General features: G+C 70.3%; 12 protein-coding genes. 10 read left to right on the top strand and 2 right to left on the bottom strand.

Annotation, left to right across the window (positions count from 1 at the left end):
- Nucleotides 1–10 precede the first annotated feature (10 nt).
- On the bottom strand, nucleotides 11–841 hold the full coding sequence (locus tag ABCR94_RS19100; protein WP_347120601.1) for a response regulator transcription factor: 831 nt from the start codon (nucleotides 839–841) through the stop codon (nucleotides 11–13).
- A gap of 282 nt (nucleotides 842–1,123) precedes the next feature.
- Nucleotides 1,124–2,350, bottom strand: coding sequence for a YihY/virulence factor BrkB family protein (locus ABCR94_RS19095; RefSeq protein ID WP_347120599.1), 1,227 nt, complete (start codon nucleotides 2,348–2,350; stop codon nucleotides 1,124–1,126).
- Between the two features lie 17 nt (nucleotides 2,351–2,367).
- Between ABCR94_RS19095 and ABCR94_RS19090 the strand changes: the two genes are divergently transcribed.
- The 10 genes from ABCR94_RS19090 (at nucleotide 2,368) to cysN (ending at nucleotide 12,043) form a co-directional block, all read left to right on the top strand.
- The gene (locus tag ABCR94_RS19090; RefSeq protein ID WP_347120598.1) at nucleotides 2,368–4,014 is read left to right on the top strand and encodes an acyl-CoA dehydrogenase family protein; all 1,647 of its coding nucleotides are present in this window, start codon (nucleotides 2,368–2,370) and stop codon (nucleotides 4,012–4,014) included.
- Nucleotides 4,015–4,265: 251 nt separating this feature from the next.
- Nucleotides 4,266–5,588 carry a GAF domain-containing protein gene (locus tag ABCR94_RS19085; RefSeq protein WP_347120596.1) on the top strand — a complete coding sequence of 441 codons (1,323 nt, stop codon included), beginning with the start codon at nucleotides 4,266–4,268 and terminating at the stop codon, nucleotides 5,586–5,588.
- Between the two features lie 51 nt (nucleotides 5,589–5,639).
- Nucleotides 5,640–6,212, top strand: a complete 573-nt coding sequence (locus ABCR94_RS19080) for a GNAT family N-acetyltransferase (RefSeq protein ID WP_347120594.1) — start codon at nucleotides 5,640–5,642, stop codon at nucleotides 6,210–6,212.
- A 126-nt stretch (nucleotides 6,213–6,338) separates the two neighbouring features.
- Complete coding sequence (locus tag ABCR94_RS39145; protein ID WP_349362105.1) at nucleotides 6,339–6,422, top strand: putative leader peptide; 84 nt, start codon at nucleotides 6,339–6,341, stop codon at nucleotides 6,420–6,422.
- Nucleotides 6,423–6,617: 195 nt separating this feature from the next.
- Nucleotides 6,618–8,315 (top strand): nitrite/sulfite reductase, encoded by a 1,698-nt coding sequence (locus ABCR94_RS19075; protein ID WP_347120593.1) that lies wholly within the window; start codon nucleotides 6,618–6,620, stop codon nucleotides 8,313–8,315.
- Entirely contained in the window at nucleotides 8,312–8,491 is a 180-nt protein-coding gene (locus tag ABCR94_RS19070; RefSeq protein ID WP_274563445.1) for a hypothetical protein, read from the top strand. The genes ABCR94_RS19075 and ABCR94_RS19070 overlap by 4 nt, the downstream gene beginning before the upstream one ends.
- Nucleotides 8,488–9,222 carry a phosphoadenylyl-sulfate reductase gene (locus ABCR94_RS19065; RefSeq protein WP_347120592.1) on the top strand — a complete coding sequence of 245 codons (735 nt, stop codon included), beginning with the start codon at nucleotides 8,488–8,490 and terminating at the stop codon, nucleotides 9,220–9,222. The genes ABCR94_RS19070 and ABCR94_RS19065 overlap by 4 nt, the downstream gene beginning before the upstream one ends.
- Nucleotides 9,222–9,779 carry an adenylyl-sulfate kinase gene (gene cysC / locus ABCR94_RS19060; RefSeq protein WP_347120590.1) on the top strand — a complete coding sequence of 186 codons (558 nt, stop codon included), beginning with the start codon at nucleotides 9,222–9,224 and terminating at the stop codon, nucleotides 9,777–9,779. Before ABCR94_RS19065 ends, cysC begins: the two co-directional genes overlap by 1 nt.
- Nucleotides 9,776–10,714, top strand: a complete 939-nt coding sequence (gene cysD, locus ABCR94_RS19055; protein WP_347120588.1) for a sulfate adenylyltransferase subunit CysD — start codon at nucleotides 9,776–9,778, stop codon at nucleotides 10,712–10,714. Before cysC ends, cysD begins: the two co-directional genes overlap by 4 nt.
- Nucleotides 10,715–12,043: a sulfate adenylyltransferase subunit CysN gene (gene cysN / locus ABCR94_RS19050; protein WP_347120586.1), complete on the top strand. Its 1,329-nt coding sequence runs from the start codon at nucleotides 10,715–10,717 to the stop codon at nucleotides 12,041–12,043.
- Nucleotides 12,044–12,126: the final 83 nt, after the last annotated feature.

The raw sequence follows: 12,126 nt of genomic DNA, 5'->3' as shown, positions 1-12,126 counted from the left end.
CGCACGGCGCTCAGCCTTCTTCCGTCCGGGGTGCGTCATCGGTCCGGGGGGCGTCGTCCGCCCGAGACCCGTCCCCCATCCGGGACCCGTCCTCCGAACCCCCGTCAAGCGCCTCTTCCAGCGCCCCACCAGAATCCGCAGGTACGTCGAACCGGTAGCCCACGCCCCACACCGTCCGGATCAGCCGCGGCCTCGCCGGATCGTCCTCGATCTTGCTGCGCAGCCGCCGCACATGGACGGTCACGGTGGACAAATCGCCGAACTCCCAGCCCCACACCTCCCGCATCAGCTGCTCGCGCCCGCACACCTGTCCCGGGCGCCGCAGCAGATACGCGAGCAGGTCGAACTCCCGCAGGGTCAGCGCCAGGTCGTGGCCGTCGCGGGTGACGCGGCGGGCCCGCGGGTCCAGGTGGAGCCCGGCGGCCCGCAGGTGCGGTCCCGGCCGGCCGTCGGCCGACCGGGCGCGGCGCAGCACGGATTCGACCCGCAGCACCAGTTCGCGCGGGCTGAACGGCTTGGTCACGTAGTCGTCCGCGCCTATTTCCAGGCCGAGGATCCGGTCATCCTCGTCCCCCCGCGCGGTCGGCATGATCACCGGCACGGGTCCCTTGGCGCGCAGTGCACGGCACACCTCAAGGCCGTCCATGCCGGGGAGCATCAGGTCCAGGACCACCAGGTCGGGCCAGCGCTCCGCAGCCGCCCGCAGCGCGGCGGGCCCGTCGGCGGCCCGGTCCACGGCGAAGCCGGCCCGGTCGAGATAGCGGGCGACGACCTCGGACACCGTCGGGTCGTCGTCGACGACCAGGACATGCACCTCACTGCCGTGCCGCTGGTTCTCCATCCCACCACCGTAAGCCGCCCACCAGGGACGACCGCGCTTCTGGCACCTTACGAATCCATGACGCCCCGTCGTCCGGACGTCCGATTTCTTCAAGAGCCGCGCGCACCTCCCGGCCTACGGTGCATCCAACCGCAAGCTCGGCCTCGATGTCCCGGCCGAGGCCGATTCCCAGCCGCACGTCGAGGCGACCCTGCCCGGCGGCATACGCGTCCTGTGGGGGTCGGCGCAGCCCGCGATGAGCGCCTCGTCGGCGGACGGCGCACCGGCCGTTCCACCGGCCCGCTAGGGGCGCTGCTCACGGGGCTTCTGAGGCTCCCGGGGCTCCTGGTTCTCCGCTGCCTCGCGCGCCTCCCGTGCCTCGCGCGCCGCGCGCGCCTCCCGGGTCTCCTTGTCCCGGCCGGTGTGCAGCCGGGACTTCAGATCGTCCGGGGGCAGGAACCTCGACCAGCGCTCCGGGAACTCCGATGGCATGTCCGGGTCGGACGCGTCGTAGTCGTCGCTCTCGCCCGCCGCGCGCACCGCCTCGGCACGCGCGATCACCGCCGCCGCCTGCGCCGTACGGACCCGGTCATTGGCCTCGCGGGCCGCTGCGGTGGCGACCGAGGGCCAGACGCCGTCGATGGCGGCGTTGACCGCGGCGCCCACCAGGACGGCGAAGGCGGAGATGCCGATCCACAGGAGCACGGCGATGGGAGCCGCGAGGGAGCCGTAGATGGTGAGGCCCTCGACGGTCCTGGTCAGGTAGATACGGAGCAGGAAGCTGCCGAGCACCCACATGCCCAGGGCAACCAGTGCGCCGGGTACATCCTCGATCCAGGGCGAACGGACGGGCACCGAGACGTGGTAGAGCGTGGTGAGGAAGATGACGGACAGCAGTATCACCACGGGCCAGTACAGGACACTGACGACTTCCGTGCCGAACGGGACGAGGTCCACCACCCGGTCGGGACCCACCACCATCAGCGGCAGCACCACCGCGCCGATGATCAGCGCGACGATGTACAGCAGGAAGGCGAGCAGCCGGGTCTTGACGATGCCGCGGTGGCCGTCGAGGCCGTACATCACCGTGATGGTGTCGATGAAGACGTTGACGGCCCGGGAGCCGGACCACAGGGCGATCGCGAAGCCGATCGAGATGATGTCGGGGCTGGCGCCCTTGGTGACGTCCGCGAGGAGCGGTTTGGCGAAGTCGTTGACACCGCGGTCGGACAGGACGGCCTCGGCGGCGGTCAGGATGTTCTTCTCGATGGAGGCGACCGACTCGGCGCTGGTCCACGCGTCGACGTAGCCGAGCAGACCGATCATGCCGAGCAGCAGGGGCGGCAGGGACAGCAGGGTGAAGAACGCGGCCTCGGCGGCGAGACCCAGGATGCGGTACTCGATGCACGAGTTGACCGTGTCCTTCAGCAGCAACCAGGCCAACTTGCGCTTGGAGACGTTGCGGTAGTGCACTCGGGCCCGGCGGAGTCGGCCCTCGGGCCGTTCGGGTGTTTCTTTTGCTGCCTGCACCTCCTTACCGTAGCGGCATGGCAGCCAGCACCCACACAGTGACCAATCAGGCTCCGCCCCTGGTGGGGTACGACGTCTTCACCGCCGACCGGACCCTGTCCGAGGCAGTTGAACGGCATACGGACCCCTCGATCCTCGACGAAGTACAGAGCGAACTGTCGGAGCTCGGCCGGAGCGCCGGATCCGTGCAGGCCCAGGAATGGGGGGCGCGGGCCAATGAGAACCCACCGGTTCTGCGGACGCACGACCGCTACGGGAACCGGATCGACGAGGTCGACTTCCACCCGTCCTGGCACCGCCTCCTCGGGCACGCGGTCGCGGCGGGTCTTACGGACGCCTGGGGCAGGCCGGGCGGGCATGTCCGGCGCGCGGCCGGTTTCCTGGTGTGGACGCAGGCCGAGGCCGGTCATGGCTGCCCGCTGTCCATGACACACGCGGCGGTCCCCGCGCTGCGCACGGACCCGGTGCTCGCCGCCGAGTGGGAGCCCCGGCTCACCTCTCATGTGTACGAGCAGGATCTGCGGGCCGGGCCGCTCAAGGCCGGGGCGCTCTTCGGCATGGGTATGACGGAGAAGCAGGGCGGCAGCGACGTCCGGGCGAACACGACGAGCGCCCAGCCGCTGGCAGGTGAGGGCGAGTATCTGCTCACCGGGCACAAGTGGTTCTGCTCGGCGCCGATGTGCGACGGCTTCCTGGTGCTGGCGCAGGCACCGGGCGGCCTGAGCTGCTTCCTGGTGCCCCGGGTGCTGGCGGACGGGACGCGCAATGTGTTCCAGATCCAGCGCCTCAAGGACAAACTGGGCAATAGGTCCAATGCGTCGAGCGAGGTGGAGTTCGACGGGACCTGGGCGCGGCTGGTCGGTGAGGAGGGGCGCGGGGTGCGCACCATCATCGAGATGGTGGCGGCCACCCGGCTCGACTGTGTGATCGGCTCGGCGGCGCTGATGCGCCAGGCCGTGGCGCAGGCCACGCACCACGCGGCGTACCGGGGCGCGTTCGGCGGCAAGCTCATCGACAAGCCGCTGATGCGCAATGTGCTGGCCGACCTGGCCCTGGAGTCGGAGGCGGCGACGACGCTCGCGCTGCGGCTCGCCGCGGCCTACGACAGCGACACCGAGCAGGACCGGGCCCTGCTGCGGCTCGCGGTGCCGGCCGCCAAGTACTGGGTGACGAAGCGGTGCACGCCGGTCACGGCGGAGGCCCTGGAGTGTCTGGGCGGCAACGGCTACGTCGAGGAGTCGGGCATGCCCCGGCTGCTGCGCGAGTCGCCGCTCAACTCGATCTGGGAGGGCTCGGGGAACGTACAGGCCCTGGACGTTCTGCGGGCGTTGCAGCGTGAGCCGCAGGCGCTCAACGCCTTCCTCACCGAGGTCGGCCAGGCGCGCGGGGCCGATCACCGGCTGGACGGGGCGATCAAGGGGCTGCTGACCGAACTCGCCGACCTGGACGGCATGGAAGGGCGGGCGCGTCGGCTGGTGGAGCGGATGGCGCTGGTGCTGCAGGGCTCGCTGCTGGTGCGCTGGGCGCCGCCGGAGGTCGCGGACGCGTTCTGCGCTTCGAGGCTCGGCGGGGACTGGGGCACGGCCTTCGGGACGCTGCCGCACACCCTCGACCTGGGGTCCGTCGTGGAGCGGGCGCGCGCGAAGGTGCCGGACGTCCCGTAGACGCCGCGGCTCGGCCGGGTTGATGCTGCGCCGACGCGGCATCAGCCCGGCCGAGCACAAGCCACCCTCGTACAACCGGGCCGGGGCGCGCGAGGGTTGCATGGAGTTGCATAGCGTTGCACCGGTTGCACCGGTTGCACCGGGTTGCACGGAGTGCACCACGCGGCGTCCGACGGCGAGGCACGATGGCCCTTGAGCGTCTGAGCGTCTGACGTCGAGTGCCCGTGTCCGTGCCCGTCGGGGAGTATCCATTGAAGTTCCGCCCACCCGACAGCGCCCTGCAGGGCTCCCGGCATACCGCCGAGACTGTTCGCGCGCTGCACGGGATACGGGACGCCGTGCTCTCCGGCGAGCCTTCGCGCATCGCGCCGCGCCCCGTCATCGACGCCTCGTGGCAGCGGATGCTGCGTATCGGGATCAATCCCGAGCAGTCCACCAGCAGTCTGCTGCTGCCGGCCGACGAGATGGAGCGGCGCCGCAGGACCACCGCGCTCGGCGAGCTGCTGCCCGCGCTCAGCAAGGGGCTCGCCGCGATCACCGACGCGTCGCAGCAGATCATGGTCGTCACGGACGCGGAGGGCCGGGTGCTGTGGCGTGATGGCAACCGCGGTGTCCTGCGCCGGGCCAACGGCATCTGTCTGGAGGAGGGCGCCGCGTGGAGCGAGGACTCCACGGGCACCAACGCGATCGGCACCGCCCTGGAGTCGCGGGTGCCCGTACAGGTGCACTCGGCCGAGCACTTCGTCCGTACGCTGCACCACTGGACGTGCGCGGCGGCGCCGGTGCACGACCCCAGGGACGGGCGGCTCCTTGGCATCATCGATGTGAGCGGGCCCGACTCCACGTTCCACCCGGCGATGCTCGCCCTGGTCGACTCGGTGGCGCGGCTGGCCGTCGGTGAGCTGCGCGACCGGCATCTCGTGACGATCGAGCGGCTGCGTGCGGTGGCCGCGCCCATCCTGTGCCGACTGGGCGGCCGGGCGCTGGCGGTGGACTCGCACGGCTGGCTCGCCGCGGTGACCGGGATGCCGCCGGTCGACCGGCTGCCGCTGACCAAGTCCTTCGGCGCGGGCCGCAGATGGCTGGCGTCGCTGGGCATGTGCACGGTGGAGCCGCTGCCGGGCGGCTGGCTGATTCGGGTCGACGAGACCTCGTCGGCCCCGGACGAGGAAGCGGCGAACCGGGTCGTGCTGGATCTGAGCGGGCGGCGGCAGTCGACGGTGACCGTGTCCGGCGCGGCGGGGCAGTGGACCCAGACGCTCTCCCCCCGCCATGCCGAGCTGCTGTATCTGCTGAGCGTGCACCGCGAGGGGCGCAGCGCGGCGGAGCTGGCGGCCGAGCTGTTCGGGGATCCGACGCGCACGGTGACCGTGCGCGCGGAGATGTCGCGGCTGCGGCGGCATCTCGCGGAGGTCCTCGCGCACCGTCCGTACCGCTTCGTGGACGAGATGGAGGTGGAGGTCGTTCTCCCGGAGCACCCGGCGGATCTGCTGCCGCGCTCCACGGCCCCGGCGATCGTGCGTGCGCGGCGCAGGCAGCCGGATGTCGCACCCCGGGGTGCGTCCGATGACTGAGGGCGGGGTTCCACTTTGGCCGGAGCGGCGGCGCATGGTTCTCTGGCTCGCATGAGCAGCAGCATCACGGTGACCACCTGGTCCCTGGAACAGACCTCGCCCGCCGATCTGCGGCCGGCCAAGGAGCCCGCGGGTGACGTCCGGATCGTACGGGCCGAGATCCCCTCTCCGGAGTTCAGCCGCTTCCTCTACACCGCGGTGGGCGGCGACATCCGATGGACGGACCGGCTCGCCCTGACCTACGCGCAGTGGCGGGAGACGGTGGAGCAGCCCGGGACCGAGACCTGGGTGGCGTACGAGAAGGGCACCCCGGCGGGTTACGTCGAGCTGGTTGCGCAGGACGAGGGCGTTGTCGAGGTCATGTACTTCGGTCTGATCCCGGCCTTCAGGGGGCGGCGGATCGGTGGGCATCTGCTGGCGTACGGCGTCGCACGGGCCTGGGACCTCGCGGAGCGTTGGCCGGACCGGCCGGAGACGAAGCGGGTGTGGGTGCACACGTGCAGCAAGGACGGGCCGCACGCGATGGACAACTACCAGAGCCGCGGTTTCCGGCTGTTCGAAACGAAGACGACCGAGGAGCCCGATGTCACATCCGAGGGCCTGTGGCCGGAGGAAAATGCCTGACCGGCCGCCCCCTCCGCCCTCCCTCCCCGAGTGACCGACAACACACCGTCTCATTCTTCGAGACAGTGTTGTCCACATGTTGGTCAGTGGTGGACTGGTCCGAGATGCGCGTGACACGCTTCCGTCATGTCTTCAGCTGGAGTTGCCTTGGTGAGTCGGCGGCACGTCGACCTCGGCCGCATGTCCAGCGCCATCTGTCCGGCGGGCTGACAGCACCAGCACTGTCGAGTTCTCCGCCGTCCCCGCAGTCGCGGACGAGCTAATCCCCCCCTGTCGCGCATGTGATCTCCGGGTGCCTGCCGGACTATCTCGCCATGTCGCGCCTGACCGCGTTCACGCAGGTCGCAGAGGTACGGTCGCCATCGTTCCGCACCTCTTCGAGCCGCCAGAGAAGGACGAACCACCATGGCCGCCACTCCCGAACAGCCCGCCGCCCCCGCGCCCCGCCGCAAGGCCGGACGCCACCGTGGCGAAGGTCAGTGGGCCGTGGGTCACTTCACTCCCCTCAACGGCAATGAGCAGTTCAAGAAGGACGACGACGGTCTCAATGTGCGGACACGCATTGAGACGATCTACTCGAAGCGCGGATTCGACTCGATCGACCCCAATGACCTGCGCGGACGTATGCGCTGGTGGGGTCTCTACACCCAGCGCAGGCCCGGCATCGACGGCGGCAAGACCGCGATCCTGGAGCCGGAGGAGCTGGACGACGAGTACTTCATGCTCCGGGTCCGTATCGACGGCGGGCGGCTGACCACCGAGCAGCTGCGGGTCATCGGCGAGGTCTCCGAGGAGTTCGCGCGCGGGACCGCCGACCTCACCGACCGGCAGAACGTCCAGTACCACTGGATCAGGATCGAGGACGTCCCGGAGATCTGGCGCCGCCTGGAGGGCGTGGGCCTGTCCACCACCGAGGCCTGCGGTGACACTCCCCGGGTGATCCTCGGCTCCCCCGTGGCGGGCGTCGCCGAGAACGAGATCATCGACGGTTCGTCCGCCATCGACGAGATCCAGCGCCGCTTCATCGGCAACCCCGACTTCTCCAACCTGCCGCGGAAGTTCAAGTCCGCGATCTCGGGCTCCCCGCAGCTCGATGTGGCGCACGAGATCAACGACATCGCCTTCGTCGGCGTCGAGCACCCCGAGCACGGCCCCGGCTTCGACCTGTGGGTCGGCGGCGGCCTGTCCACCAACCCCAAGCTGGGCGTCAGGCTCGGCGCCTGGGTGCCGCTCGACGAGGTGCCGGACGTCTACGGCGGTGTCATCGGCATCTTCCGCGACTACGGCTACCGGCGGCTGCGCACCCGCGCCCGTCTGAAGTTCCTCGTCGCCGACTGGGGTCCCGAGAAGTTCCGCCGGATCCTGGAGGACGAGTACCTCAAGTACAAGCTGGTCGACGGCCCCGCGCCCGAGCAGCCCACCGGGACGTGGCGCGACCACCTCGGGGTGCACAAGCAGAAGGACGGCCGCTTCTACGTCGGCTTCGCACCGCGTGTCGGACGCGTGGACGGCACAAAGCTGACGAAGATCGCCGACCTGGCCGGGGCCCATGGCTCGGGCCGGCTGCGGACCACCGCCGAGCAGAAGATGATCGTGCTCGACGTCGAAGAGGCACAGGTCGATTCGCTCGTCGCGGGGCTGGAAGCACTGGACCTACGGGTCACTCCCTCGCCGTTCCGGCGGGGCACGATGGCCTGCACCGGCATCGAGTTCTGCAAGCTGGCGATCGTCGAGACCAAGGCGCGCGGCGCCTCGCTGATCGACGAACTGGAGCGGCGCATCCCGGCGTTCGACCAGCCCATCACCATCAACCTCAACGGCTGCCCGAACGCCTGCGCCCGCATCCAGGTCGCCGACATCGGACTCAAGGGCCAGCTGATGCTGGACGCCGCCGGCAACCAGGTCGAGGGCTTCCAGGTCCACCTGGGCGGCGCGCTCGGCCTCGAAGCCGGGTTCGGCCGCAAGGTCCGTGGCCTGAAGGTCACTTCGACCGAACTGCCCGACTACATCGAGCGGGTGCTGCTGCGCTTCCAGGACCAACGCGCGAACGGCGAGCGCTTCGCGACCTGGGCGCTGCGGGCCGAAGACAAGGACCTGGCATGAGCGAGCGAGCGGCGCCGTTCTACTGCCCGTACTGCGGCGACGAGGACCTGCGTCCCAACGAGACGGGTCACGGCGCCTGGGAATGCGCGGCGTGCAATCGCGCTTTCCAGTTGAAGTTCCTCGGGCTGCTCAGCCGGGGAGTTCAGCGCAACGACGGTGGAGGGGACGAGATATGACGCTTGTTCAGGGAAACCTCAAGTCGCAGGAAAGCCACAAGAAGACGCAGGAAAGCCTCAAGTCGCTGGCCGAACAGGCCGGGCGGGACCTCGAAGACGCCTCAGCCCTGGACATCCTCAAGTGGGCCGCCGAGACCTTCGGTGACCGCTTCTGCGTGACGTCCTCCATGGAGGACGCGGTCGTCGCGCACCTCGCCTCACGCGCCAGGCCCGGGGTCGACGTCGTCTTCCTCGACACGGGCTACCACTTCCCGGAGACCATCGGGACGCGGGACGCGGTCGAGGCCGTGATGGACGTCAACGTCATCACGCTGCTGCCGTGGCAGTCCGTCGATGAGCAGGACGCCGAGTACGGGCCGAAGCTCCATGACCGCGACCCCGACCTGTGCTGCGCGCTGCGCAAGGTCGCGCCCCTCGAAGACGGGCTGAAGGGCTACCGGGCCTGGGCGACGGGCCTGCGCCGCGACGAGTCCCCGACCCGGGCGAACACCCCGGTGGTCAGCTGGGACGAGAAGCGCCAGAAGGTCAAGATCGCCCCGATCGCCCGCTGGACGCAGAACGACGTGGACGCGTACGTCGCCGAACACGGTATCCTCACCAACCCGCTGCTGATGGACGGCTACGCGTCGGTGGGCTGCGCCCCCTGCACCCGACGGGTGGAAGCGGGCGAGGACGCCCGGGCCGGCCGCTGGGCCGGCCGCAACAAGACCGAATGCGGGCTGCACGGCTGATGACCAATGATCAGGAGAACCACGTGACTGGGGCCACCATCTGGCTCACGGGTCTGCCGAGCGCCGGCAAGACCACCATCGCCCACGCACTGGCCGACCGGCTGCGCGGCGAGGGCCACCGGGTCGAGGTGCTCGACGGGGACGAGATCCGCGAGTTCCTCTCGGCGGGCCTCGGCTTCAGCCGCGAGGACCGGCACACCAATGTCCAGCGCATCGGCTTTGTCGCCGAGCTGCTGGCGTCCAACGGCGTGAAGGCCCTCGTGCCGGTCATCGCGCCGTACGCCGACAGCCGCGAGGCCGTCCGCAAGCGCCACCAGGCCGAGGGCAGCGCGTACCTGGAGGTGCATGTCGCCACGCCGGTGGACGTGTGCTCCGTACGCGATGTGAAGGGTCTGTACGCCAAGCAGGCGGCCGGCGAGATATCGGGACTCACCGGGGTCGACGACCCCTACGAGGAACCCCGGTCGCCCGACCTGCGGATCGAGTCGCACCAGCAGACCGTGCAGGAGTCCGCGGACGCCCTGTACGTACTGCTCACCGAAAGGGGTCTGGCATGACGACGACCGCCGGCGCTGCCACCGAGGGCCTGGAAAGCCCCTACGCGCTCAGCCACCTGGACTCCCTGGAGTCCGAGGCCGTGCACATCTTCCGCGAGGTGGCGGGTGAGTTCGAGCGGCCGGTGATTCTCTTCTCCGGCGGCAAGGACTCGATCGTCATGCTGCACCTGGCGCTCAAGGCGTTCGCGCCCGCGCAGGTCCCCTTCACCCTGCTGCACGTCGACACCGGGCACAACTTCCCGGAGGTCCTTGAGTACCGCGACCGCACGGTGGCCGAACACGGGCTGCGGCTGCATGTCGCCTCCGTACAGGAGTACATCGACGCCGGGAAGCTCCGCGAGCGCCCCGACGGCGTCCGCAATCCGCTGCAGACCGTGCCGCTGACCGAGAAGATCCAGGCCGAGCGGTTCGACGCGGTGTTCGGCGGCGGGCGCCGGGACGAGGAGAAGGCGCGCGCCAAGGAGCGGGTCTTCTCGCTGCGCGACGAGTTCTCCGCGTGGGACCCGCGCCGGCAGCGCCCCGAGCTGTGGCAGCTCTACAACGGCCGGCACGCACCCGGCGAGCACGTCCGGGTCTTCCCGCTCTCCAACTGGACCGAGCTGGACGTGTGGCAGTACATCGCCCGCGAGAAGATCGAACTCCCGGCCATCTACTACGCCCACGAGCGCGAGGTATTCCAGCGTGCGGGCATGTGGCTGACCGCGGGTGAGTGGGGCGGCCCCAAGGAGCACGAGCAGGTCGAGACGCGCCTGATCCGCTACCGCACCGTCGGTGACATGTCCTGCACCGGCGCCGTCGACTCCGACGCCACCACGCTCGACGCCGTGATCACCGAGATTGCCGCCTCCCGGCTCACCGAGCGCGGCGCGACCCGCGCCGACGACAAGATGTCCGAGGCCGCGATGGAAGACCGCAAGCGCGAGGGGTACTTCTAAATGACCACCATCAACGAGCAGTTGAGCACCACCACCCTGCTGCGCTTCGCCACCGCCGGCTCCGTCGACGACGGCAAGTCCACCCTGGTGGGCCGGCTGCTGCACGACTCGAAGTCGATCCTCACCGACCAGTTGGAGGCCGTCGAGGCGGCGTCACTCAAGCGCGGTCAGGCGGCGCCCGACCTGGCGCTGCTCACCGACGGGCTGCGCGCCGAGCGCGAGCAGGGCATCACCATCGATGTCGCCTACCGGTACTTCGCGACGGCCCGCAGGCGTTTCATCCTGGCCGACACCCCCGGGCATGTGCAGTACACCCGCAACATGGTCACCGGCGCCTCCACCGCCGAGCTGGCCGTCGTCCTGGTCGACGCCCGCAACGGCGTCGTCGAGCAGACCCGACGGCACGCGGCGGTCGCGGCGCTGCTGCGTGTCCCGCACGTCGTGCTCGCCGTCAACAAGATGGACCTCGTCGAGTACGCGGAGCCCGTATTCGCCGCGATCGCCGAGGAGTTCACGGCGTACGCCGCCTCCCTCGGCGTCCCCGAGATCACCGCCATCCCAATCTCGGCGCTGGCCGGTGACAACGTGGTGGAGCCCTCCGCGCACATGGACTGGTACGGCGGCCCCACCGTCCTGGAGCACCTGGAGTCGGTGCCGGTCAGCCACGACATGGCCGACTGCCCCGGCCGCTTCCCGGTGCAGTACGTCATCCGCCCGCAGACCGCCGAGCTGCCCGACTACCGCGGTTACGCAGGCCAGATCGCCTCCGGCGCGCTGCGCGTCGGCGAGGCCGTGACCGTGCTGCCTTCGGGCCGTACGAGCACGGTCACCGGGATCGATGCACTGGGCAACCCGACGGACATCGCCTGGGCCCCGCAATCGGTGACGGTCACCCTCGCCGACGACCTGGACATCTCGCGCGGCGACATGATCGCGCCGAGCGCGACGGCCCCGCGCACCACCCGGGACGTCGAGGCGACGGTCTGCCATGTGGCCGACCAGCCGCTCGTCGTCGGGCAGCGGGTCCTGCTCAAGCACACCACCCGCACGGTCAAGGCGATCGTCAAGGACATCCCGTCCCGGCTCACCCTGGACGACCTGTCCCAGCACCCGGCCCCCGGGCAGCTGGTCACCAACGACATCGGCCGGGTGGTGGTCCGTACCGCCGAGCCGCTGGCGCTCGACGCGTACGCCGACTCGCGGCGCACCGGTTCCTTCCTGCTGATCGACCCGGCCGACGGTACGACGCTGGCGGCCGGCATGGCGGGCGACTCGTTCGCCGCCCCCGACGTGGTGGCCGTGGCCGACGACGAGGGCTGGGACTTCTGATGAGCATCGACATCTACGCGACGTTCGCGAAAGAGGGCGGACGCATCGGCAGCGGCAGGCTCGGCGCGGGAACGGGCGGGGTG

It is taken from the genome of Streptomyces changchenzhani (assembly GCF_039766235.1).
Classification (GTDB): domain Bacteria; phylum Actinomycetota; class Actinomycetes; order Streptomycetales; family Streptomycetaceae; genus Streptomyces.
This window is presented reverse-complemented; position numbering and strand designations above follow the sequence as displayed.